The organism is Lysobacter sp. ESA13C, from assembly GCF_019970005.1.
In the GTDB taxonomy this organism is placed as follows: domain Bacteria; phylum Pseudomonadota; class Gammaproteobacteria; order Xanthomonadales; family Xanthomonadaceae; genus Lysobacter; species Lysobacter antibioticus_B.
Map to the genome: position 1 here is coordinate 1 of NZ_JAHXYK010000014.1, position 24,033 is coordinate 24,033.

A 24,033-nucleotide genomic window follows, 5' to 3' on the forward strand; every position below is an offset into this window, starting at 1 on the left:
TGCCCGGCGGCGAACTGGACCGCAGCTGGGGGCAGGCCTTGGTGGACTTCGACCACCGTTTCGGCAACGGTTCGGTGCTCGGCGTCGGCGCACGCGCATCCTCGTCGGGCGGCGATGCGGATTGGGGCGTGTCGGCGAGCTACCGACTGGCGTTTTGACGGCCGCATCGTAAGCCGTTGGAGATAACGGCCGCCCCGCGATTCGCGCGGGGCGGCCGTTTCGTTTCGCATCGGCGATTTCTCAGCGGCGATCCCGCGAATGGTCGTTCAGATCAGGCCCGGATCGGTGATGCCGTGCGCGCCGGTTTCGATGCGGCCGGCGAGGCGGCGGTAATACTCCGGGTCGTTGGCGTCGGTGAGCACGAAGTCGTACCACTGGTGGCTTTCGTCGAGGCGGATCGGACGCTGGCGGGTGGTGCCCGGGCCCAGCCGTTCCAGGCGCGCTTCGTACAAACCGTATTGGTCGGCGATGCTCAGCCGCACCGGTTTGTGAGTGGTGTTGCGCAAGGCCAGGATCAGTTTGCGGCGGCGCAGGCGCAGGTCCGGCACGGTCGTCGCCGAGGGGTTGGCGCCGTGCAGGGAGCCGCGGAACTCGCGGAAGAAGCCGTTCGGTGCGAACACCTGCAAGGCATAGGCGCGGGCACCGTCGCCGTCGAGCGCCCACTCGCCGTGCAAGGACTTGCCGGGCTCGACGGTGTAGCGGCGCGGGATCGCGTTCGGGTCGAGCAAGTCGTAGACATGGAACACCGCGCTGGCGCGGCCTGTGTTGCCGAAGTGCAGGCGCACGCGGCGCGCGCCGACATCGATGCGTTCGCCGACCTGCAGGTCGTAAGGCAGGGCGCGCGAGGGCTTGGTGCCGCGTTCCTGTTGCGCCGCACTCGCCACCGTGGGCGGTTTCGGCGCCGGCAAACGGCTTTGTTCGGCGACGATGCGGTCGGCGTCGCGGGTGTCGGGCAAGTTCGGGATCGGCTCGCGGTTAGGGTCGACGAAATTGAAGGCGCTGGTGAGGTCGCCGCAGACCGCGCGCCGCCATGGGCTGATGTTGGGTTCCATGACGCCGAAGCGGCGTTCCAGGAAACGGATCACCGAGGTGTGGTCGAACACCTGCGAATTGATCCAGCCGCCGCGGCTCCACGGCGAGATCACATAGGTCGGCACGCGCGGGCCGAGGCCGTAGGGGCGGTCGTAATAGATCGGCGGGTCGTTGGAGGTGCCGTGCGAGGGGCCCGAGCGCGCGCGGTGGTGTTCGCCGCGCAGGTCGACGGTGGAACCGCCGAGGTAAGCGCCCTGGCCGTCGAGCGAAGGCGGCGCCGGCGGCGGAACGTGGTCGAAGAAACCGTCGTTCTCATCGAAGTTGACGATCAGCACCGTGCGCGCCCAGACCTCGGGGTCGGCGGTCAGCGCGTCGAGCACGCGCGCGGTGTAGTCCGCGCCCCAGATCGGCGCCGACGGCCCCGGATGCTCGGAGTACTTCGCCGGCGCGACCAGCCACGACACCTGCGGCAGGCGGCCGCTGCGCACGTCGGCGGCGAGGTCGTCGAGGGTCCAGGTCTTGAGCGCCTTCTCGGCCAAGGCCGAGCCCGGCAACGCCGCGCGGAACTGGCGGAAGCCTTCGAGCGGGTTGTCGGTGAAGTTGTCGTCCATGTCCTGGTACAGCTTCCAACTGACCCCGGCTTGCTCAAGGCGCTCGGGATAGGTCGTCCACCAGTAACCTTCATTGGCCGGGCCGTAGTCGTCGAAGGTGTTGACGATCGCCGGGCCGCCGCGGTCGGCGGCCGGGTTGTTGGTGCCGGTCCAATGGAACAGGCGGTTCGGGTTGGTGCCGGTCTGCTGCGAGCAGTGGTAGGCATCGCACAGGGTGAAGGCGTTGGCGAGCGCGTACTGGAACGGGATGTCGGCCTGGCGGTAATAGCCGAGCGAGCGTTCGGTCTTGGCCGGCAACCAGCGGTCCATCAGGCCGTTGTTCCAGGCCGCCTGCGAATCGGGCCAGGTGTGCGGCGTGCCGCCGATGCGCTGCGCGCTCGTGGTCGTGGTGTCGAGGTGGTAGGGCTGGATCTCGCGGCCTAGCGCGGTTTGCTGGTGCCACACCGGCTTTCCGTTCGGCAGCGGAATCGGAAAGCGGTCGCCGAAGCCGCGCACGCCGCGCATCGCTCCGAAGTAGTGATCGAAGGAGCGGTTTTCCTGCATCAGGATCACCACGTGCTTGACGTCGTGGATGGTGCCGGTGACGCGCGCGGCGGGGATCGCCAGCGCTTTCTGGATGCTTGGCGGGAACAGGTTGAGGGCGAGTCCGGCGGCGGTGGCGCCGGCGGCGCTGCGCAGGAAGTCGCGGCGTTGTTGGTCGGTCATGGGTAATCCGTGCAGTCGTTCGGGGGAATCGGTGGGCGGCCGATCTCCCAGCCTGCTTGTGCAACGTGGCATCGCGGTTACCGCGGCGAGAGCGGTGCGCCGACTTGTGCGCCAGCGCTCATTGTGTGTGCACCGGTCGGTGCTGCTCAGCGTCGCAGTCGCAACAGCAGATGCACCGGCAGTCCGGCCGCGACCAGCACCGCGCCCCACGACAAGGCCTCGGCGCCGATGCCCCACAACGCGTACAGGCTGAAGGCGAGGGCGAAGCCGGCGACGATGCGGCTGCGGCCCTGGCCGCGCAGCAGCCACGCGGCGCTGCCGGCGACGTAGGGCAGCAAGGTCGCGGCGGTCGACAGCAGGATGGCGAAGGTGAATACCTGCACCAGCGTGCGGCTGTAGTTCGACAGCACCAGGGCACTGGCCAGGGTGGCGCCGATCACGATGCCGAGCCTGGGCGTGCCGCGCGCATCGACGCGGGCGAAGAACGCCGGAAACACGCGGTCGCGCGCGGCCGCCAGCGGCAGTTGCCCCGACAACAAGGTCCAACCGTTGAGCGCGCCGAAGCAGGACACCGCCGAGACCGAGGCGAGGGCGAGGCCCGCGGCCGGGCCCCAGATCGAGACCGCGGCATCGGCCATCGGTGAGGGCGATTGGCGCAGCGTTTCGGCCGGCACCAGGCCGAGCACCACGGTGCAGGCGAGGATGGTGGCGATGCCGGCGAGCAAGGTGCCGATCACGGTCGCGCGCGGCACGTTGCGTTCCGGGTCGGCGATGGCGTCGGCCGGCACGGTCGCCGCTTCCAGGCCGAGCAGCGCCCACAAGGTCAGCGCCGCGGTCGCATTGGCCACCTGCGGCAATGAACCGCCACCGGGATTGAACGGGCGAAACGCCGTGCCGGGATCGAGCCACCACAGCGCGACCACGCCGAACAACAACAGCGGCAACAATTTCAGGGCGGTAATGACGAGCTGCATGCGGCCGGCTTCGCGTACCCCGGCCAGGTTCACGCCCGCGCAGACCCACAGCGCCGCCAGCGCGCAGGCCGCGGCACGCGCGGGCGTCGCGGTCAGCTGCGGCGAAATCGCGCCGAGGCTGCCGGCGAAGGCCACCGCGATGGCGGCGTTGGCGCACCAGATCGAGATCCAGTAACTCCAGGCGACGACGAAGCCGACGCTGTCGCCGAAGGCGCGATGCGCATAGGTGTAGGGCCCGCCGCTGTGCGGCCAGCGCATCGCCATGCGGGCGAAGGTCCAGGCGAGCAACAAGGCCCCGCACAAGGTGATCGCCCAACCGATCAGGCTGGCGCCGCCGTAAGGCGCCAACGCCGCCGGCAGCAGGAACACGCCGCTGCCGATCATGCTGCCGACGACCAGCGCCGTCGCGGTCCACAGGCCCAGCGGGCGTGCGCTCGCGGGCGTGGTCCGCAAGCGGCTAGCGCTCCACCAAGGCGGCGGGAATCGCGGCCGGGCCGGCATCGCGATAGGCGTCGCGCAACAACTCCTGGAAGTGATGCACGGCGTTTTCGCGCAAGGGGTTTAAGCGTCCGGCCACGTACGAGCCCGAGGCCAGCCCGCGTTGCACGTCGGCGCAGATGGTCAGGTCTTCCAACTGCACTTCGTCGCTGAATTCCAGGTCGGCCTCGCGACGCGTGCGCGCCTCGAGCGAGTCGTCGGAGGTGTAGTAGAAATCGAACTCGACCCGGCAACGGTCGACGCCGATCGGCACCACCCGGTTGGTTTGCAGCCGCCCGGGCAGGATGTTGAGCATGGTGTTCGGCCACAGCCAGTAGTACAGCGCGTCGCCGTTGCCGTACAGGCCGTCGCCGCTTTCCAGCGGGCTCCACTGATAGGAATACCAGCGCGCGGTCTCGGTGATGTAGCTGCGGTAATCCAGCAGGCGGTTGAGGCCGGGATGGATGTGCGGGACGTGGTAGCCCTCGAGATAGTTGTCGACGTAGACCTTCCAGTTGCAGGCGACGTCGTAACCGACCCGGTGATGGTGGCGATAATGTTCGAGCCCGCGTTCGGCGCCGATGCGCGCATCGATGCCGGCGACGAACTCGTCGAAATCGAGGTTTGGATGCGACGCGGCGAACACCAGCCCCTGCCAGACCCGCATCCGCAACTGCGGCAGGCGGATCTGCGCCGGATCGAAGTCGGGCGCCTGCGCCATCTCCGGCGCCGAGCGCAGCACGCCGTCGAGGCCGTAGGTCCAGCCGTGGTAGCGGCAGCGCAGCGAACGCGCGGCCAGGCCGTCGCAACTCGCGATCGGCCCGGCGCGGTGCCGGCAGACGTTGTGGAAGACGCGGATCTCGTCGTCGGCGCCGCGCACCGCGATCACCGGCAGGCCGGCGAAGTCGGCGACGACGTGGTCGCCGGCGTCGCGCAACTGGCAGACATGAGCGATCAACTGCCAGGCGGGGTCGAAGATGGTGGCGCGGTCGCGCGCGGCCATGGCCGGCTCGACGTAATAGTGCGCGGGCAGGGCGGTGGCGTGGCTGAGCGCCTGCGGGGCGAGATCGGCAGCGGCGGCGACGTGGGCGGCGGGCTCGGTCATGGCCCGAGTATCGCGCCGCAGCGGGGCCGCGCCTAGGCCCGGCGAATGAGCGCGACGCAGGCGCGGCCGTATCCGCCGCACAGGGCCTGTTCGCAGGCGTTTGCAGGCCGATGTGGCGCTCCGCGACCCGGGCCCGCGCCGACCACCCCGGCTCGTGGCTATACTCGGCCCCTATCTCCATGCAGCAAAGGAATGCCATGAATCAGCCCGTCATCCCCGATGTAGCCCTGGTCGACAACACCGAGCAGCGCACCCCGCTGGTGTTGGTGCTCGACTGCTCCGGCAGCATGCTCGGCGAGCCGGTCCGGCAATTGAACGAAGGCCTGAAGCTGCTCGAACAGGAGCTCAAGTCCGACGTGATCGCGGCCAAGCGCGTGCGCGTGCTGGTGGTGCGCTACGGCGGGTTCGACACCGCCGAGGTGGTCGGCGATTGGTGCGACGCGATGGATTTCACCGCGCCGACCCTGGAAGCCGAAGGCACCACGCCGACAGGCCGCGCCATCGAACTGGCCCTGGCCGAAGTCGAAAACGAAAAGCAGCGCTTCAAGCAGGCCGGCATCGCCTACACCCGGCCGTGGCTGTTCCTGATGTCGGACGGCTCGCCGACCGACGCCTGGGAAACCTCGGCCAAGCAGGCGCGCGACGCCGAGCAGGCCAACAAGGTCGCGATCTTCCCGATCGCGGTCGGCGAAGGCTCGCAGGACAAGGTCATGGCCCAGTTCAGCAGCAAGGGCGCGGCCGGCGTGAAGCGCCTGCAGGGTCTGCAGTTCCGCGAATTGTTCCTGTGGCTCAGCGCGAGCATGCAGGTGGTGTCGCAGTCGCGGCCGGGCGGTCAGGCGCAGTTGCCCTCGACCGACACCTGGTCGTCGGTGCCGACCTGAGCGGCGGGTCCCGGGCCATGGGCTGGCGGATCTATGCGGCATCGGCCACCGGAAAATCGCATCTCGACAAAGGCATTCCCTGCCAGGACGCGTTCGCTTTCCACGCCGACGGCGACGTCCTGGTGGCGGTGGTCTGCGACGGCGCGGGTTCGGCGGCGTCGAGCGACGTCGGTTCGCGCCTGACCGCCGACACGGTGGTGCGCAACCTGGCCGCGGCCTGGGCGAAGCAGGGCGATGCTTCGGCGACGAGCGAGCAGGCGGTGTTCGAATTGGCGGCAGCCGCGGTGCTCGAAGCGCGTGCCGCGCTGATCGCCGTGGCCGGCGCGGCGCAGGCGGAGTTGTCGAGTTATGCCGCGACCCTGGTCGGCTTCGTCGGCGACGCGGAGCGCGGCTGGTTTTTCCACATCGGCGACGGCCTCGGCGTCGCCGAAGCGGCCGATGCGCAGACGCATGCCGCCCGCGTGTCGGCGCCGGAGAACGGCGAGTACGCCAACGAAACTTACTTCGTCACCGGCGAGGCCTGGCGCGAGCATTTGCGCGTGCTGGCCGTGCCGTACCCGGTCGCTCGCTTGAACCTGATGTCCGACGGCGCGATGCCGTTCGCGATGGAAAAGGGCAATGCCGGCCTGTACCGGCCCTTCATCGATCCGGTCGCGCGTTATCTGGCCTCGGTCGACGAAGACGCGGGCAGCCGCGCCTTGTTCGGTACCCTCGACGATCCGCGCACGCACGGCATCACGTCCGACGACAAGACCCTGCTGATCGCCTTGCGGGTCTGATCCGGGCGCCATGACTCTGCGCAGCGGCAGCAGCATCCGGATCGGGCCTCGGCGCTCGACGCTGGGCGCGCTGATCAAGAGCGGCGGCGCGGGCAGCGTATACCTGCTGCCCGACGACGCTCACAGCGTCGCCAAGATCTATCACGAGCGCGTCGACCCGCCGAGCTATACCGACCGCATCGAGGCGATGCTGGAACTGCGCCCGCATCTGCCCGACCAGGTCGAGGGCGGCAAGCGTTACGTCCAGATCGCCTGGCCGCATGCGGTGGTGCGCGACGAGCGCGGGCGTTTCGTCGGTTTCACCATGCCGGCGCTCGACGTGAAGTCGACCTCCGAACTCGAACAGGTGCTGCAGGAGCGGCAGGCGCGCGCGGCCGGGCTGCCGGTCGGGCTCGGCGCCAAGGTCACGCTCGCCGCCAACCTCAGCGCGGTGCTTGCCGCGCTGCATGCGCAGCATCACTACGTGGTCGACCTGAAGCCGGTCAACCTGCGCTTTTATCGCGCATCGCTGTACATCGCCTTGCTCGACTGCGACGGCTTCAGCATCCAGGGCCAGGGCAAACGTTTTTCCGCACCGCAGGTCACGCCGGATTACCTCGCCCCGGAATTCCAGGTACGCAAGCTCGGTCCGGATGGCGAGGAAACCCAGGACCGCTTCGCCCTGGCCGTGGTCGTGTTCCAGTTGTTGAACTTCGGCATCCATCCCTACAGCGGCCGGCCGGCTTCCGACCGCGTGCCGACCGACATCCCGGCGCGCATCCGCGAGCGGCATTACGCCTACGGCCTGCGCGCCCATCGGATGATGACGCCGAGCCCGGTCAGCGCGCATGCCGCGATCCCGCTGGAGCTGCGCGAGTTGTTCGACCGCGCCTTCGGCAAGGACGGCGAGCAGCGGCCGAGCGCGGCCGAGTGGAGCCGCGCTTTGCGCAGTTATGCGCAACCTTCGAGCGGGCGCCTGGTCGTGTGCGCGCGCAATCGCGAGCATCAGCACTACGCCAGCCAGCCGTGCGCGTCCTGCGTGCGCGCCGAGTTGATCGCGAAGACCGCGCGCAACGCCACGCCGCGGCCGAAACCGAATCCGCGGCCGGAGCCTTCGGGCGGTCGGCGCGGGGCGCGCGGGCCGGTTTCTGCGGTGACCGCCGCGCAGATGGCCCAGATGCAGGCGCAACTGACCCGCATGCAGGCGCAGATGCAGGCGCAGACTGCGCAGAACGTGGCGCAGGCGCAGCGGTCCTGGTGGCCACGCGGGTCTGGCGCGGCCGTCGCGAGCAAGCCTTGGTCGTCGCGAATCGGCATCGCAGTGCGGGTCAGCCTGGCGGTGGCGCTGCCCTGGTCGTTCGCCCGGATCGCTCAGTTCGTGCAGGCCTTGTACGCCCAGTTGCTGCCGAGCTCGGGCGCGGCCGCGCTCGACGGCTGGATGAACGCGATCCTGATGACCTTGCTCGGCGCCGGTTTTCTGGCCGCTTGCGGCGTGTTCATGCTGGTCCTGCCGAGGATGCTCAAGAACCGATGAGCCGGCCCAAGCCCTTGCAGCGTTTCCGCTACACCCGCATGGCCTGGGGCAAGCTGGCCGTGCTGCTGTTCTTCACCTTGATCCTGCTGGCGCCGTTCACCGGCTGGTTGATGTCCTTGCCGCTGTGGGCGATGGACGTGGCCGGGCATTGGGTGTCCTCGCCGCTGCACAGCCGCGACGAGCGCTGGTTCAACCTCGCCTTGTTGATGGCGGCGGTGCCCAGCCTGATCGCGGTGCTGATGCGCTCGATCGAGCACAACGACCGCGAACTGCGCATCGGCGTGGTGGTGGCGGCGTTCGCCGTGGTCGCGATCCTGGTCGCGCCGGCGCGCAACGCGCAGCGCTTCCCCGCCGATGCGATCGTCGGCGGCGTGCCGGCCGCGCCCGCCGAGCCTTCGGCGATGGCCGATGCGCTGGCGTCGCCGGCGCCCGCGGCGGTCTCGCCGCCGCCGCGTTCGGCGCGCGAACGCGAGGCCGAGATCGATGCCCTGATCCGCGGCGCCGCGAGCAGCGCCGCGCACGGCGATTCCTTCTATCGCCAGCAGCTCGCGATGATCGCGGCGCAGGCGCAGGGATCGAACGCGAAGCGCGATGCCGACCGCTACGACGGTGCGATGCGGTTGTATCGCGAAGCCTCGGCGGCCTTGCAGCCGGGCGCCGGCGCCGAGCGCATCGAGCCGATCGAGCACTATTTGTCCGCGGCGGTGGCGGCCGACCCTTCGCGCGCATTGCCGCCGCGCGAGCTCGGCATCTGGCGGCTCGGCGCTTTCATGGACGGCCTCGGCCGCTATGGCGCCGCTGCGGAGCGGCCGCTCGACATCGTCGATGCCGAAAGCCTGCGCCGCCAGCGCGACGCGGCGCGGGCGAATTTCCTGCAGGCCTTGCGCACCAACCCGACCTTCGACGGCGCCTGGCGCGGCCTGGCCTGGACCTGGCTCTACGACCAGCCGGACCTGGCCCTGGGCGCCTTGATGATCGAAGCCGAACAAGTCGGCCGTGCCGCCGGTTCGCGCGCGGTGCGCCAACGCATCGACGTCGCCGGCGGGGCCGAGGCCGCGCCGCGTTTCCAGATCCTGCAGGCGCGCGCGCAGGAGGTGGCGATGGAACTGCATGGGCTGTCGATCCCGGCCGCGGTGCGGGTGATGGCGCGCCGGCCGCTGCCGTCCCTGCCGCCGGCGGTAGCGACGATGCAGAAGATGGTCGGCACCGGCGCCGGTGTCGCAGTCGAGCCCGCGCCCGACGATCTGTCGACGATCCCGCGCTTGTCGGATGCCTTGGACGCGGTCGCTTTTCGCGGCGCGAAGGCCGCGCCGAGCACGACCGCGCTGCTGGCCACTCCCTGGCGTCGTGGCGCCCTGGTCGTCGCCGGCCCGCTCGACCTCAGTCACTGGCGTGCGCGCGTTGGGGCGGCCGGACAAAAATCCTTCGATGCCCGCATCGCCGGTTGGCCGCGCTATCGCATCGCGCGCGGTTTCGATCTTCCGCGCGGGCTGGACCGCTCCGCGCCGGCGATCCTGGTATTGCCGGCGATGATCGAACGTCCGCGCGGCGACTTGGGCAACGTGGTGCTGCTCGATGCCTCCAGCGGCGCCTGCTCGGGCCGTTACTGCGGCTGGGTCTTGCGCGGTCCGTGAGCGCTCGCGCGGCTTGTTGGCCGCGGCGCGCGGTCGAGGCTCAAGCGTTCGGCAGCTCGGCGATGGTCACGCCGATGATCAAGGGCACCTCCGAGGTGGTGGTGCCGGTGAAGCTCAGGCTCGCCGGGTCGGCTTTCCAGCCGGCGCGCGCGCTGCCGCCTTCGGCTTCGAGGGTGAAGGGGCCGATGCGCAAGCCGGTGGCGAACTTGAAGACGTTGGCGAAGCGGCGGAAGGTCGAGGTGGTGGTGCGGATGCTGAAGCTCGGTTTGTAGCCGACGACCATGCCGCTCTTGACCAGGCCGAAGAAGCCCTTTTCGCCGAACACCGCCTGGCCGCGTTCGTCGCCGAACGGGCTGTAGCCGTGGACGAAGGGGCCGTCGATCATGCTGCGGGCGAATTCGCCGTCGTACCAGCCGCCCGGGGCGATGCGGATCCGGTCGACCGCCTGGAAATCCAGCGACAGTTCGAGTTGGTTGTCGAACTCGAATTCGTCGATGCGCTCCCAACGGCCGTTGATGCGCACCTGCCAGAACAACTGGCGGATCTTGCCCTGGCGCCCGGCCCAACTGCGGCCGAAATCGTAGGGCGCCTCGCGGTTGCTGAAACCCACGGTGGCGCCGGCCGGGCCGTGACCGGCCTGGACCCGTGCGACCCAGTCGGCGGCGTCGTGTTCGACCTGCCAGTCGGGGACCTTGGCCATCTTGATCAGGTTGAGATCGGCCAGGCGGACGTGAAAGTCGTCGCTGCCGCAACGGCGCTGGGCCGCGCCGAGTTCGACCGCGTCGCACTGCGCGATCAAGGCCGAGTAGTGCGCCTGCGCCTGGTTCATCGCGGTCTCGGCGGCGACGATGCGCGCCTGGTAACCACGGCCGCCGCTGCGGCCCAGCCACTCGCTGAAGCAGGGCTCGTTGTCGGCGACTTGATTGGCGTAGGCCGAGGCGGCCGAGGTCGTGGCCAGGGTGTAGTGGTTGGTCGCCACGACCAGTTCGTCGTCGGCGTCGTGCAGGTGCTGGCGCAGGCTCGGGTATTCGGTCGCGGCCGGGATCACGTTGAGGAACTGCTGATAGGCCTGGTGCACCGGGTCGCCACTGGAGACGTAAGCGCCGATCGCGCTCCAGCGCGGCGCGGTCGCGCAGAAGTCGTGCTGGGCGGCGCTGATGAAACCGGCCTGGGTGAGCGGCCAGTCCCAACGCGTCGACGGATAGACCAGTTGGAAGTCGTCCGGCGAGACGTCGATCGAATCGGTCAGGGCCCGGTACAGCAGGCCCCAGGGCTTGTCGTCGAAATCGTTGTTGGCGGCCAGGCCGGCATCGAGGCGGGCGAGTTCGAGCAGGCGCCGGTCCTGGGCGCCGTGGCGGAACTGCGAGAGCGGGCCGATGTCGTCCTGCGAGTCGAGCGTGTCGCCGCCGTCGCCGGACAAGGTGTAGGGATAGTCGGAATCGGACATGGCCGGGCTCCTGCGAATCCGCCGGGGCGGGTTCGTGCCGGACACCGTGCGCCGGCCGGCGCATCGGTCCCGGCGGCGGCACGCGGCGGTCCGGGTCGGCGCAGATTCCTCGCAGCGCGTCCGGCCTGCCTTACGGCAACCTTACGGTCTGTTTTTCCCTGTTAAATTAATGGCTTGGTGCAACGGGTCGAGCCTTGCCGGAGGCGAACGAACAGGTTCGCTCGCCGTCGTCAGCGCGGGTTCTGGCCGCTTTCCGTCGTTCGCGACGTGGGCCGGGCGTTGGCCGGCATTGCGGCGCGGCCGTCGATAGCCCGTCATTCCCACGCAGGCGGGCTCGGCTCTTCTCCGGCGATGGCCGAACATCCAGAGTCTTCTGCCGGCCGCTTGGCGACAGCGCCGGATCGGTGCCGAAGCGGAGACGAACGAGGCGGTCGAACCGCCAACATGGGCAGCGGCCGTTGGGTAACGGCCGCTGCGGTTTCCGGCGGTCGGTCGCCGCTGCGCTCGCGGTGCGGGCGCAGCGCCGTCGACAGGCCGCGGCGGGTCAGCGCTTGCGCTTGCCGGCCTGCGGGGTGATTTCCGGGTCGTTGCCGACTTGGGGGTCGCAGGCGACCAGGACGCCGCGCTTGTGGTCGCGCACCAGCACCGAGAAGAAGATCAGGGTCTGGGTGTCGTTGCGGTTCATCATGCTGGCGCTGCGTCCGTCGGCGGCGATCTTGGTGTCGTAGATCTGGTCCTTGGCGTCGGAGTTCAGCACGCCCTCGATCTTAAGATCCTTGGACACTTCTTTTTCGAGGCGGTAGGTGATCTTGACCGGGCTCTGGTCCTTGCCGACGGTGACTACGTCGGGCGAGAAACTGTAGAAGTAACGGCCTTGCGCGGCGTTGCCGCCGAACACCACATGGGCGACGGTGAGTTCGATCTCGAGCGTGGCCGGCTTGGTCTTGTTCTTGGACTTCTGAGTCATTGCAGGGCTTCCTGGCGGGTGGGTGGAGCGTAGAAGGCGATGAAATCCGGGTGGCGGTAGCCGCTGCGGCGCAGCCATTCGATCTGGCGCGCAACGTCGGCGTGGGCGTCGAGGTGGATCTGCGCGCGAATCCAGGTGTCGAGCAGGAAGCGGTCGCGCGACTGCGGCGCGCTCGCCGCGAGCAGCCCGCGCACGCGCTTCCAGTCGGCCAGGGCGCGCTCGCGTTGGCCCACGGCGGCCAAGCGTTCGCCGCGCGAAACCAAGGCGCGCGCCAGGGTCGACAGACTGGCGGCGTCGCTGCCGCCCGAGTGCAGGGCTTCGAGGTCGGCCACGGCGCGGTCGATCTGCGTCGGCCACGGCGTCGTTGCGGCAGCGCTCTCCACCTGGGTCAGGCGCAGGCGCACGACGGCATCGAGCCGGCGCCATTCCGGCAGCGATTCGGTTTGCGCGAGCAAGGGCGCCAAGGTGCTCAGCGCTTCGCGCATTTGCTGGACGGCCGGCGCATGCGCGCCGCGCAGCGCGTCGATCCAGCCGGCGTGGGCTTGGGCATGGGCGAGGTCGCGGCGCCAGGTGCGGTTGTCGGGTTGCTGCTCGACCAGTTGGCGCAACAGGGACCGGGTTTCCTCGGCATCGCGAGCGGCTTCCTCGATCCGGCCCCGATCCAGCGCCAGGATCGAGCTGCGCAACAACGCGGTCGCGAGTTTGCGTCGCCAGGCATTGGCGTCGGGTTCGTCGGCGACCAGTTCGCGCAGCATCCGGGTCTGCAGGGCGTAGCCGGCGGCGGCCGCTTCGAGTTGACCGCGCGACTCCTGCGCGGTGCTGAGCCAGGACAGGCTGTCGACCAGTTCGTAACGCAGCGACTTGTCGTCGGGCTTGCGGGCGATCAGCTCGCGCTTGATCGCGACCGAACGCGCGAACAGTTCCGCGGCCTCGTCGGTGCGCTGGCGGCTGTTGGCGAGGGTGCCGAGATTGTTCAGCGCATACGACAGTTCGAGCTGCCAGCGCGGGTCGGTCGGCGCGCGCGCGACCAATTGCTCGGCCGCGCGCAGATAGTCGAGCCAATGCGCGTGCGCCGGGTCCATGCGTTTCTGGCGGAAGTCGTAATAGCCCTGCCAGTAGGCGACCGTGCCGGATTCGGCCAGGGCCTCCAGCGAGTCGGGAGTTTCCCGGCGCGCCCGCGCCACCGCTTCGGCGGCACGCTCGAAGGCGGCGTTGGCCTCGTCGAACCGGGCCAGGTTCATCAGTACTTCGCCGACCGTGCGCAGGGCGCGCGCATGGTTGACCAGTTCGCGCGGTTGCATGTCGGCTTCCGGCATGCGTTCCAGATAGGTCAGGGCCTGGCTGCCGACGCTGTCGAGCAGTTGCAGGTTGCCGATCGGGCGCAGTTGTTCGGCGAGGTCGCCGAGCATGAAACCGACCAGTTGCTGGGCCTGGTCGCGGCGTTGTTCGGCTTCGCGCCGCGCTTGCAAGGCCTGCAGGCCCAGGCCGACCGAGGCCAGGGTCAGTGCCGCCAGAGCGCCGATCGCGCCGACCCGCAGCCATTGCTTGCGCCGTTGCTGGCGTTCGCTGGCGCGCAGGAATTCGAGGTCGGCCGCGGCCAGGTCGGCCGGCAGACGGCGCGCGGCCTCGCGCGCTTCGGCCAGCGGGCGGCCGGGATTGAGCAGGTGATCGGAACGGCGGCCTTCGCCGGCCCAGCGCCGCGCCGCGCGCTGCAGGCGTTCGCGCGCCTGCAGCAACTGGCGGTTGTCGCCGGCCCATTCGCGCGCGCGCGGCCACTGCCGCAACAGCGCCTCGTGGGCGACGCCGAAGCCCGGCTCGCCGCCGCTGAGTTCGCCGACGAACAGCCGCGCGCGCACGAAGGCTTCGGCCAGCTCGCGTGCCGCGGCATCGTCGAGCGCCGACCACAGCACTCGTCGCGCGGTGATCGCATCGCTGTCGGGGCGGATCACGATCAAGGCCGCGAGCACGCGTTCCAGGCTGGCTTGCGCGGTCGCCGGCAAGTCGGCGTACACCTGTTCGGCGCGGTGCGCCAGCGCGCCTTCCAGCCCGCCGAGCTCGCGGTAAGTGCGCAGGCTCAACACGCCGCCTTCGTCTTGGCGCTCGTACAAGGCCTGCAGGGTGTGCTGCAGTAACGGCAACGAATCGGGATGCTCGGCGGCGGCGTCGCGCAGCACGTCGTCGAGCCGGATCGAGCTTTCCGGGTCTTCCTCGAAACTCAGGCCGGCCAGCGCGGCGGGGGCGCGGATGATCTGGCCGATCTCGCCCACGCGCGGGGTCAACAGATCGATATGGCCGTCGCCGGCCTTGAGTTCGGCCAGGCCGGGCACGGCTTCGATCAGGCGCGGATAGAAATCGCTGCGGGTGATCGCGATCGCGGCGACGTGCCTGCAGCCGCACAGCGCCGCCATCGCCGCGCCGAAATCGCTGCGGTCGCGGGCGTCGATGGCCGGTTCGGCGACGACGGCCTCGCTGTGGTCGATCACCAGCAACAGGTGGGCGCGTTCGGCGCGATGCCCGGTCATGCGCAGGAAGGCGTCTTCGATGCGGGCGTGGACCTGTTCGGGCGCGGCGCGCAACTGCTGTTCCAGCGCCTCGGTCTCGGTCTCCAGGAACACCGGCCGCCCCAGCAACGACCAGCCGCACAAGGCCTGCGCCAAACGCGCGAGCAGGTCGCCGCCGCGGCAGGCGCCGAGGTCGAAGTAGACGCTGCTGAGCGCATGCAGACCGTCGAAACCGCCGTCCTGCTGCAACAGCGGCATCACCGCGGCGCGCAGCAGCGAGGTCTTGCCGCAACCGCTGGCGCCGGAGACCAGGACGAAGCGGCGTTGGCTGTCGACTTGTTCGCGCAAGGTCGCGAGCAACTCGGCGGTCGCGCGGCCGCGGCCGAAGAACACCCCGGCATGGGCCTGGTCGAACGAACGCAGACCCACGTAAGGGCTGCCCTCGGTCCACGCCGCCGCGCGCGGCAGGCCGCTGCGGTAGTCGTCGGGAAAGCTGACCCGCGCAGCCAGGCGATAGCCGCGCTTGCGGATGGTCTCGATGTAGTCGGGTTCGCGGCTGCGGTCGCCGAGTCGGCGCCGCAACTGGGCGATGGTCTTGTGGACCGGGTTGTCGCCGTAGAAGGTGCCGCGCCAGATCTCGATCAGCAGTTGCTCGGCGCTGATGACTTCGCCCGCGCGCTCGGCCAGGGCGACCAGCACTTCCATCATGCGCGGTTCGAGCGCGGTGGTTACGCCTTCGCGGACGATCGACAGACGATCGGGCTGTACCAACAGCGCGCCGATGCGGAACTGCGATACCGATGCCAGGTTCTTGATCCGGTCGATGCGTTGATGCATCGCAGGGCACGCTCGTGAGATTGGGGCGGTCGATGTGCGGGGCCAAAGGCGCATGAAGGCTTCATGCGTGCCCCGTCATCCGTAACCGCCGCTCGTTACGAGCCGGCGCAACAGGCGAAAGGCCGCCGGTGTCGTCGCGCCCCATCGCGACGTCAGGCGGGGAGTTCACTGAATCCATGCGCAAGCTAGCAAAATGTCACGCATCCGTGTGTGCTGGATCACGAATTTCAGTGACACGGCATCGAATCGGCTTGATCGGATGCCGGGGTGGCCGGCAAACAACCGATTTTGCGTGGGGCTGGCGCACACGCCGGTCTCGTACCTGGGCGGCAGCCAGGCGCCGACCGTCGCGACCGATGCCGGGCTCCGCTTCAAGGCGGATGCGGAATAAAAAAAGCCGGCCGGGGGCCACCCCCCTGCGGCCGGCAGACGCTTGCGGCCGAGGGGGATCAGCCGCAGCAATAGCAGACCAGCGGACGGCCCGGGCCGCCGGGGCCGAGTTCGCCGCCGAATTCCGGGCACTCGCTGCGACACGCGAACGAGTTGCACGATTCCGATTGGGCCGGTGCGGCACCGTTGCCGGCGATCACCTGGAAGGCGCCGAAGCCCATCGCCGCGGAGAACAGCAGGGCGGCGAGGACGACACGGACACCACGATTGCGCTTCTTCATTACTGAGCTCCTGTCGATGTTCGCCGCGCCCTCTCCCAAGACCGCGGCGGATACGCCGGAGCCCGGCACGATGCCGGTCCGGCCGGGGCACGCGGCCAGGGCCGCGTCATTGGCGGATGCCAGGGCACCCGCCGCAGCGTCGAGTCCCTCGACGCTGCAGGGTTCATCGCGGCACCGCCGGGGCGGCGACCGCGGCCTGCACGGCGGCGCGCGACGGCGACGCGGGCCGCACTGCGCGCAGCAGTTCCTGCAAGGTCTGTTTGCTGTTGATCGCGCCGACGTGCTGGTAGCGGACCCGCCCGTCGCGGCCGATCACCAGCAGCGACGGCACTTTGCGCGCGCGGAACAGCGCCGAGGTGCGGCGGTCGTCGTGGGCGATCAAGGGAAAGTCGAGCCCGTGTTCGTCGGCATAACGGCGGGTCTGTTCGGGCGAGGCGAAGGCCACGCCGATCAGTTCGGCGCCGCCGCCGGAAGCGGCCTGCAACTGCGACGCGGCGAGTTTCAGCTGCGGCAGCGAGGCGCGGCAATGCGGGCAGGTGGTGGTGAAGAAAAACACCACCTGGCTGTCGCCGGGCGGCTGGCCGAGCTCGCGCGCGCGCCCGTCCAGCGACTGCAGGGCGACGCGCGGCACGTACATGCCGACATAGGGTTGGGTGACGCGATCGACCAGCCATTGTTGATCGTCGCGCAGGCGCCCGACCTGCCAGCCGAGCGCGACGACGAGCGCGGTGGCGACGATCAGCGCGGCCCAGAGCAGGCGCTGACCGGACCGCGAGGCCGATGTTTCGATGTCGGATGGCGACGACATGACACGACCCTAACAGCGAGTGTCAATGCCGAACTTGACGAGGCTCACAATGGCGATGCGCGCATGGCGGCGAGCGGAGCGAGGAGCCGTTCGAGGGTAGGAGCGGCGTAAGCCGCGACCTGCGGCAGGCCGCGAGGGACCGTCCGCAGACCGGTCGTGTCTTGTGAACGAAAGAAATCCAGAAGGACGCCGTTCCTACCCAAGCCAAGCAGTCGTGGCCGTCAGCTCGCGCATTCCTGCGCCCGCACCGGCGCCGCCGGACGCTGGCGCAAGGCCTGGGCGGTCGCGACGCCGAGCAAGGTCAGTACGCCGCCGATCCAGTGATAGGTCTGCAAGGGCTCGCCGAGGAACAGCACGGCGAACACGGCAGTGAACACCGGGGTCAGGTTCATCAGCACCGAAGTCTTGTCCGCGCCCAGGCGCAGCAGGCCGTGCATCCAGAACCACGGCGCCACGGTCGAGGCCAGCAGACCGGCGTACAGCACCAGCGGCAGGTTCTGCGCGGTCAAGGCCACCGACGGCGCCAGCAGGAAGCCCGGCAGCAACAGCACGCTGCCGCACAGGATCTGCAGGTACAGCGATTCGCCGTTCGGGATCGGCAGCGCCCAGCGCTTCACCAGCACGCCGTACAGCGCGTACGAGGACGCGGCCAGCAGCATCATCAGTTCGCCGCGGCCCAGGCCCTGCTGCAGCAATCGCGCCGGGTGCCCGCCGCTGAGCAGCCAGCTCAGGCCGGCGAAGGAAATCAACGCGCCGATCAACATGCCCGGCGAAGGACGCGTCTTCAGCACGAACATGCCGATTACCATCGTCATCGGCGGAATCGCGGCGACGATCAGGCCCATCGACATGGCGCTGACGCTGTGCGCGGCGAAGTAGGCCAGCGACTGGTACATGACCATGCCGAGCGCGGCGAGCACGATCAACTTGCGCCAGTGCGGACGCACATGGGCGCGCAGCTTCCACACCCGCGGCAGCATGAAGGGAGTGAGGACGAGCAGGGCGACCAGCCAGCGGTAGAACGAAATCGCCGCCGGCTCGATCGCGCCGGCCGACAGCTTGTTGACGATCGTGTTGCCGGCCCAGATCAGCGTGGCCAGGATCGGCAGTAACAAATGCATTGCGGTGTTCCGTACAACGTGGGGCGGCTCATTCTAGAATGTCGGGTAATCGACAGATGTCGATAACCAGACAAGCCGTAGCGAGGCCCGGACAAGATGCGCAACAGCCGCCGCTTCCACTATCCCTACCGCTCCCTGCCGGGCCCCCTGCTGCTGCGTTACGAGGCCTTGGCGGTCGATACCGAGAGCGCCCTGCATCAGCACCCCTGGGGCCAGTTGGCCTTCGTCGAGTCCGGCAGCATGGCCTTCCTGATCGAGGAGCAGCCGTTCTTCGCGCCGCCCGGCTACGCGGTGTGGATCCCGCCGAAGATGGACCACAGCTCGCACAACCGGCGCGAGGTGCAGTGCCGCCTGATCAATATCGCCGAGCGCTACACGCCGATGCTGCCGAAAGCGCCGGGCATCGTGCGTCTGCATCCTTTGTTCATCGCCGGGGTCGAGGACTTGTTCGATCGCGGCATCGAAGTGCCCGACACCGCGGCCGACCGGCGCCTGGCGCGGGTCTTGATCGACAAGTTGCTGGCCACGCCGATGCTGTCGCGCTTCGTGCCGCAGAGCGAAGACCGTTTGCTCGGGCCGATCCTCGATGCCTTGCAGCATCATCCCGGCGACAACACCACCCTGGAGCAGTGGGCGCAGCGCGTGCACACCACCGAGCGCACCCTGAGCCGGCGCTGCCGCGACGAACTCGGCATGTCGTTCAGCCAATGGCGCCAGCGCCTGCGTTTTCAGCAATCGATCCCGTTGCTGGAGCAGGGCCGCAGCGTGCAGCAGGTGGCGGTAGCGATGGGCTATGCCAGCGCTTCGGCCTTCATCGCCATGTTCCAGCAGTTCAGCGGCACCACGCCGCAGAAGTTCCGGCGTTGAGGGACGAGCCGGCGGGCTTCAAGGGTAGGAGCGGTGCGAGCCGCGACCGACCTCGCAACGAGCGCGCAAACACGATTCTCGGTCGCGACTCATGACCGAAGGAAATCCAGCAGGACGTCGCTCCTACAAAGGCTACGGCGCGGTCTGCGCCGCCACCTTCTTGCGCACCTCTTCCAGCATCGCGTCCAGCGCCTTGCGGTCGTGAATCTTGCCGCGCAACACGAAGCTGTCGATGCGCCGGGTCGCGGCGATGTCGCGCAACGGGTCGGCGTCGAGCAGGACGATGTCGGCGGCCTTGCCGGCGGCGAGGCGGCCGTGCAGGCGCTCCTGGCCGAGGAAGCGGGCGCCGTTGATGGTCGCCGCCTGCAGCGCCTGCAACGGGGTCAGGCCGTTGTCGACGAAGCGCTGCAACTCGTCGTGCAGGCCGATGCCGGGGTAATTGAAGGAGTTCAGGAAACCCGCATCGGTGCCGGCGAGGATCGCGACCCCGGAGGACTGCAACAAGGGCAGGATCGCTGCGCTGCGTTCATAGCGTTGGTGGCGGCGCTCGATCGCCGCAGCGTCGTCCTTGGCCGCGCGCTCGACGCGCCAGGCGTAGGTCGCCTGCAGGCCGGGGCCGATATAGCGCAGATAGGTATCGCCGCGGTGGTCGTCGCGATCCAGATAAGTAGTGACGAAGCTGCCGTTGAGGGTCGGGGTGACCGCGGTGCCGCGTTGGGCCAGGCGCCGATAGGCTGCACGCGCGGTGTCCTTGTCGAAGCTGGCCTGGATCCGGTTCCAGCCTTCGCGGCTGTCTATCTCGCCGCGCGCGACCATCGCGCCGATCTCGGCTTCCTGCGGCGAGCCGGCCTTGTAGGCGTAGTCGATGTGTTCGATCGAACTGAGCCCGGCCGCGCTGACCGTATCGATGGTGAGGGTGAACGGCACGTGCGCCGAGGTGCGCAGGCCGCGTGCGTGCGCCTGCTCGAGGGCGTCGAGGAACAGCTCCGGCGACAAGGTGTTGTCGGTGATCTTGACGAAATCGACCTTCCAGCCCTGCAGTCGGTCGAGCGCCTTGGAAATCTCGGCGGCATTGCCGACTTCGATGTCGCCGGGCCAGATCGACTTGTAGCCTTCCAGTTTCGGGCCCGAGGTATAGATCGTCGGGCCGTCGAGGCGGCCGGCGGCGATCGCGTCGCGCCACTCGAACACGCTCGGGCTGAGGTCGCCGGCGGCGTCGCGCACCGCGGCGATGCCGTGGGCCACGTACAACGGCAGCAGGTTCTTGTTCTCTTCGATCAGCTTGTCGCCGCCGCCGAAGTGGACGTGCATGTCCCATAGCGCCGGGATCGCGTACTTGCCCTGGGCTTCGACGGTCTGCGCGGCCTGGTAGCGCTTGGCCTTGGCGTCGTCGACGATGGCGACGATGCGATCGCCGCGCACGGCGATGGCCTGGTCGGCGCGGGTCCGGCCGTCGGCGACGTCGATCACGTTGGCATGCCGGATCAGCAAGTCGACGCGTTCGGCGGCGGAAGCGGAAGACGACAGGGCGAGCAGCAAGGCGGCGGACAGGCGGATCGACGGGGGCATGCGGAGCTCCGGGAGCGCGGTCGCCGCAACGGCGACCAGGACGGCTAGCGGCGCAAGCGCGAACGCTGGCGCCATCGGCATTGTGCCCGAGGCCGGCATGGCTCCGGCTTCGCGATCTCGGACCGAATGCCATTCCGCCAGACCCGGCCATGTCCATAATGACGGCGATCCGCCGCCCGGCGCAGTCACGGAAGCTAGGCCGCTTGCGGCCGCCAATGCGTGTGCCGCTTGCGGCCGCCGATGCCCGTGCCGCCTGCGGCTGCCGATACCCAGGCCGCCTGCGGCCGCCGATACCCAGGCCGCCTGCGGCCGCCAATGCCCTGCGGAGGGGCTGCATGAGGAAAGTGAAAAGGCTGGCGACGCCGCCGTCGTTGCGCCGGCCGGAACTGCTGGACTGGGCCCGCGAAATCACCGCGTTCTACAGTCGCCCGGCCGAGGAACGCCAGCGCCAGCGCGCGCCGTTCGAGCGCTACGAGCCGTTGTTCCTGGGCGAGGACGTGTTCGCGGCTTTGGACGCGCAGTTCAAGAGCAAATGCGCGTACTGCGAGTCAGGCCTGAGCTTGCACGAAAGCCGCATCGACCCGTTCCGCCCGATCCTGGCCGCGGCCGATCCGCGCACGCGCGAGGAAAGCCCCGATCACTACGGCTGGCTGGCATTCGAATGGCGCAACCTGATGTACGCCTGCAACGAATGCGTCTCGGCCAAGCGCAATCGGTTCCCGGTCGACACGCCGCGTGCCTTGCCGATGACGGCCTGGCGTCAGACCGTGGCGAGCGAGAGTGCGCTGCTGATCGACCCTTGCCGCGACGACCCCGCGCGCCATCTGGCGTTTCTGCCCGATGGCCGCTTGGCCGGCAAGACCGACAAGGGCGCGGTCAGCATCGAGGTGTTGAACCTCAACCGGCTGCGGCTGGTCGAGGAGCGACGCCGATGGATATTCGACCTGCTGACCACGATTCATCAGGCCATCGACCCGGATGCCGAAGCGGTTGCGATCGGGTTGATCGACGAGCTGGACAATCTCAGACACAGCGGCGCGATCCGTTCCGCGCTCGACGCCGTGGCCAAGGAAACCGCGCGCCGGGCCGGGCTCAAGCCCATCGTCGGTTTCCGCCCGTCGCGCGACATTCCCCGCCTGGCCGGATACCATGAACTTTGGGACCGGGTCGCCTACGAATACCTGTCGGGCGCGGACAAAACGCCGATCTCCGAATCCCTGCGGAGCGCGGCGAGCGAGTACTACGAACTCAGGCCCAGGCTGGATGCGTCCCATGTCGAACGCGTGCGCATCTTCAACTTCAAGGGCATCGACACCCTGGAGCTGGAGTTCGCCCATGCGCAGGCCGACAGCAATGCTTCCGGGGTGATGCTGCTCGGCGAGAACGCCGCCGGCAAAAGTACCGTGCTGCAAGCGCTGGCCCTGGCCTTGATGGACGAGCGCCTGCGCAAGGGCTGCCGGGTCGAGGGCGCCGATTTCCTGCCGCGCCAGCGCGAGTCCTGGGAGGTGCTGACCGACCGGCCCTATGTGGAAGTGCTGCTGTCGTCGGGCGACACCCGCCGCATCGAGATCGATTCGCTCGGTCGCATCGAGGACCATACCGAGGCGGCGCCGTCGATGGTGCTGGCCTACGGGGCGAGGCGCTTCTTCCGCTCGCAAGACCGCATTCACAAGAACGCGGTCAACCGCAGCCTGTTCGATCCTTTCGCCAAGCTCGAAGATCCCTCGCCGTGGCTGGTCGAGGCGAGCCGGCAGCATTTCAATGCGGTGGCGCGGGCGATGCGCGAGGTGTTCTCGTTGCACGATGACGACGACATCTTCCGCGGTCCGGGCGGCCACGTGATGGTGCGCGCCCACGGCCGGGTGACTCCGGTCGAACGTATGAGCGACGGCTACCGTTCCCTGTTCGCGATGGCCGTGGACATCATGCGGCGCATGGTCGAGGCCTGGGGCAATCTGGAATACGCACAGGGCATCGTCCTGATCGACGAGATCGACGTGCACCTGCACCCGCGCTGGAAGATCGAGGTGATGTCGGCGTTGCGGCGGGCGATGCCGAAGGTGCAGTTCATCGTCACCGCCCACGACGCACTGTGCCTGCGCGGCATGCGCGACGGCGAAGTGCACGTGCTGTACCGCGACCAGCACGACCGCATCCGCCCGCGCGAAGACCTGCCGAACATCGAGCTGTTGCGCAGCGACCAACTGCTGACCTCGGACTTCTTCGGCTTGGCCAGCACCGCGCGGCCGCAGACCGATGCGGCCTTGCATCGCTATGCCTATCTGCTCGGCAAGCCCGCGCTCGATGCCGGCGAACAGCGCGAACGCGGCGCGCTTGCGGCGCAACTCGCGGGCCTGCCGCTCGGCGACACGCCCGTCGAGCAACTCGTCGGCGAGGCGACCCAGCGTTACCTCAACGACCGCCGCCGTCGCGGCGGCGCCGAGCGTGCGGCGATGCGCGAGGACGCGCTGGAGGAAATCGTCGCCCTGTTGAGCGCGGACGCGGCGGCGGGAGCCCACGAATGAGGTTCGTCGATCGCAAGTCGGTGCCGGCGCCGGCCTCGCTGGTCGACCCGGACGGCGCCGGCCGGCGCGAACTCGAGAACGCCTCGAAGCATTACCTGGACCCTAAGGCCGAGACCTTCGCCTTCAAGGCCTATAAGCGGCCCGACGTCAAAGAGGCGCTGCGCGAGCTGTTCAAGAAGAAGTGCGCGTACTGCGAGTCCTTGCACGAGGCGACTTCGTCGGCGGACATCGAGCATTACCGGCCCAAGGCGGGCGTCGACGGCGAACCCGGCCATCGCGGCTATTGGTGGCTCGCGGCCGACTGGGACAACTTGCTGCGCAGTTGCATCGGCTGCAATCGCGTCGAAGGCCATCGGGTCGCCGAAGCCGGCATGACTGCCGCCCAGCTCGCTGCCCAGAAAGTGCAGAGCGTCGGCAAGGGCAACGCGTTCCCGGTGTCGGCGGTTCGGGCGTTCAAGCCGGGCGACGACTGCGACCGCGAGGACCCCTTGCTGATCGATCCGACCCGGCGCGATCCCGGCCCGCATCTGGCCTGGCATACCGACACCGATCTGTCGCTGCTGAGCCCGAGCTTCCACGGCGCCGTCGCCGATGCCTACGGCGAACACACGATCCGCATCATGGCGCTCAATCGGCAGGCGCTGGTCGAGGCGCGCACCCGCCATCTGCAGCGCTTGAACGATTTGTTGTTCGACATCGCCGAAGCGCTGGACGAGGCCGCGGTCGCGGCGCCCGCGCAGCGGGCCCGTCCCTTGCAGCGGGTTACGCGCAAACGCGCGCAACTGCGGGCGATGGCCGGCGCGGACGAAGAGTTCACGGCGATGACGCGGGCCTTCGTCGCCGCAGCCGAAGGCGAGCTGCTCGCGCGTTATCGCGAGTTACTCGAAGCTAAGGCCGAGCAGGCCGACGCGGTCGGCGCCTAACCGTTTCGCGGACAAAGAAAAACCGGCCGAAGCCGGTTTTTCTTTTGCTTGCGGACGCGGACGCCGCGAGAACATCGCGAGGTTAG

The 24,033-nt window shown here is 69.0% G+C and carries 17 protein-coding genes; 7 read left to right on the forward strand and 10 right to left on the reverse strand.

The genetic code is table 11. From position 1 onward, the window contains the following. Nucleotides 1-266: 266 nt before the first annotated feature. The 3 genes from LC490_RS21800 to LC490_RS21810 form a co-directional block, all read right to left on the reverse strand. Complete coding sequence (locus LC490_RS21800; protein WP_223621607.1) at nucleotides 267-2,348, reverse strand: phospholipase C, phosphocholine-specific; 2,082 nt, start codon at nucleotides 2,346-2,348, stop codon at nucleotides 267-269. A gap of 146 nt (nucleotides 2,349-2,494) precedes the next feature. Beyond that, the gene (locus LC490_RS21805) at nucleotides 2,495-3,775 is read right to left on the reverse strand and encodes an amino acid permease (RefSeq protein WP_223621608.1); all 1,281 of its coding nucleotides are present in this window, start codon (nucleotides 3,773-3,775) and stop codon (nucleotides 2,495-2,497) included. Between the two features lie 4 nt (nucleotides 3,776-3,779). Beyond that, nucleotides 3,780-4,904 carry an aromatic ring-hydroxylating dioxygenase subunit alpha gene (locus tag LC490_RS21810; protein ID WP_223621609.1) on the reverse strand — a complete coding sequence of 375 codons (1,125 nt, stop codon included), beginning with the start codon at nucleotides 4,902-4,904 and terminating at the stop codon, nucleotides 3,780-3,782. Between the two features lie 197 nt (nucleotides 4,905-5,101). Between LC490_RS21810 and LC490_RS21815 the strand changes: the two genes are divergently transcribed. The 4 genes from LC490_RS21815 to LC490_RS21830 are packed head-to-tail and all read left to right on the forward strand — an operon-like array spanning nucleotide 5,102 to nucleotide 9,711. Then, entirely contained in the window at nucleotides 5,102-5,785 is a 684-nt protein-coding gene (locus tag LC490_RS21815) for a VWA domain-containing protein (RefSeq protein ID WP_051885203.1), read from the forward strand. Between the two features lie 17 nt (nucleotides 5,786-5,802). After that, complete coding sequence (locus LC490_RS21820) at nucleotides 5,803-6,564, forward strand: PP2C family serine/threonine-protein phosphatase (protein ID WP_223621610.1); 762 nt, start codon at nucleotides 5,803-5,805, stop codon at nucleotides 6,562-6,564. 10 nt (nucleotides 6,565-6,574) lie between these two features. Next, nucleotides 6,575-8,077: a hypothetical protein gene (locus LC490_RS21825; protein WP_223621611.1), complete on the forward strand. Its 1,503-nt coding sequence runs from the start codon at nucleotides 6,575-6,577 to the stop codon at nucleotides 8,075-8,077. Further along, on the forward strand, nucleotides 8,074-9,711 hold the full coding sequence (locus tag LC490_RS21830; protein WP_223621612.1) for a hypothetical protein: 1,638 nt from the start codon (nucleotides 8,074-8,076) through the stop codon (nucleotides 9,709-9,711). Before LC490_RS21825 ends, LC490_RS21830 begins: the two co-directional genes overlap by 4 nt. 40 nt (nucleotides 9,712-9,751) lie before the next feature. On the opposite strand, the gene LC490_RS21835 is transcribed toward LC490_RS21830, so the two are convergent. The 6 genes from LC490_RS21835 to LC490_RS21860 form a co-directional block, all read right to left on the reverse strand. Then, a complete protein-coding gene (locus LC490_RS21835; RefSeq protein WP_031373082.1) occupies nucleotides 9,752-11,158 on the reverse strand; it encodes a hypothetical protein in 1,407 nt (468 codons plus the stop codon). A gap of 544 nt (nucleotides 11,159-11,702) precedes the next feature. Continuing rightward, complete coding sequence (locus LC490_RS21840) at nucleotides 11,703-12,125, reverse strand: hypothetical protein (RefSeq protein ID WP_223621613.1); 423 nt, start codon at nucleotides 12,123-12,125, stop codon at nucleotides 11,703-11,705. Beyond that, nucleotides 12,122-15,463, reverse strand: a complete 3,342-nt coding sequence (locus LC490_RS21845; RefSeq protein ID WP_223621614.1) for a winged helix-turn-helix domain-containing protein — start codon at nucleotides 15,461-15,463, stop codon at nucleotides 12,122-12,124. The genes LC490_RS21840 and LC490_RS21845 overlap by 4 nt, the downstream gene beginning before the upstream one ends. A 449-nt stretch (nucleotides 15,464-15,912) precedes the next feature. Beyond that, a complete protein-coding gene (locus tag LC490_RS21850; protein ID WP_031373085.1) occupies nucleotides 15,913-16,134 on the reverse strand; it encodes a hypothetical protein in 222 nt (73 codons plus the stop codon). Nucleotides 16,135-16,297: 163 nt separating this feature from the next. Further along, entirely contained in the window at nucleotides 16,298-16,942 is a 645-nt protein-coding gene (locus tag LC490_RS21855) for a TlpA disulfide reductase family protein (protein WP_051885205.1), read from the reverse strand. Between the two features lie 221 nt (nucleotides 16,943-17,163). Then, the gene (locus tag LC490_RS21860) at nucleotides 17,164-18,063 is read right to left on the reverse strand and encodes a DMT family transporter (RefSeq protein ID WP_223621615.1); all 900 of its coding nucleotides are present in this window, start codon (nucleotides 18,061-18,063) and stop codon (nucleotides 17,164-17,166) included. A gap of 96 nt (nucleotides 18,064-18,159) precedes the next feature. On the opposite strand from LC490_RS21860, the gene LC490_RS21865 reads away from it, so the two are divergent. Further along, a complete protein-coding gene (locus tag LC490_RS21865) occupies nucleotides 18,160-18,930 on the forward strand; it encodes a helix-turn-helix transcriptional regulator (protein WP_036149199.1) in 771 nt (256 codons plus the stop codon). A 132-nt stretch (nucleotides 18,931-19,062) separates the two neighbouring features. On the opposite strand, the gene LC490_RS21870 is transcribed toward LC490_RS21865, so the two are convergent. After that, nucleotides 19,063-20,499 carry an amidohydrolase family protein gene (locus LC490_RS21870; protein WP_223621616.1) on the reverse strand — a complete coding sequence of 479 codons (1,437 nt, stop codon included), beginning with the start codon at nucleotides 20,497-20,499 and terminating at the stop codon, nucleotides 19,063-19,065. A gap of 335 nt (nucleotides 20,500-20,834) precedes the next feature. Here LC490_RS21870 and LC490_RS21875 point away from each other — a divergent pair, with 335 nt between their 5' ends. Both LC490_RS21875 and LC490_RS21880 read left to right on the forward strand, forming a co-directional pair. Next, nucleotides 20,835-23,024, forward strand: coding sequence for an AAA family ATPase (locus LC490_RS21875; RefSeq protein ID WP_223621617.1), 2,190 nt, complete (start codon nucleotides 20,835-20,837; stop codon nucleotides 23,022-23,024). Then, nucleotides 23,021-23,947, forward strand: coding sequence for a hypothetical protein (locus LC490_RS21880; RefSeq protein ID WP_223621618.1), 927 nt, complete (start codon nucleotides 23,021-23,023; stop codon nucleotides 23,945-23,947). Before LC490_RS21875 ends, LC490_RS21880 begins: the two co-directional genes overlap by 4 nt. The last annotated feature ends 86 nt before the right edge of the window (nucleotides 23,948-24,033 follow it).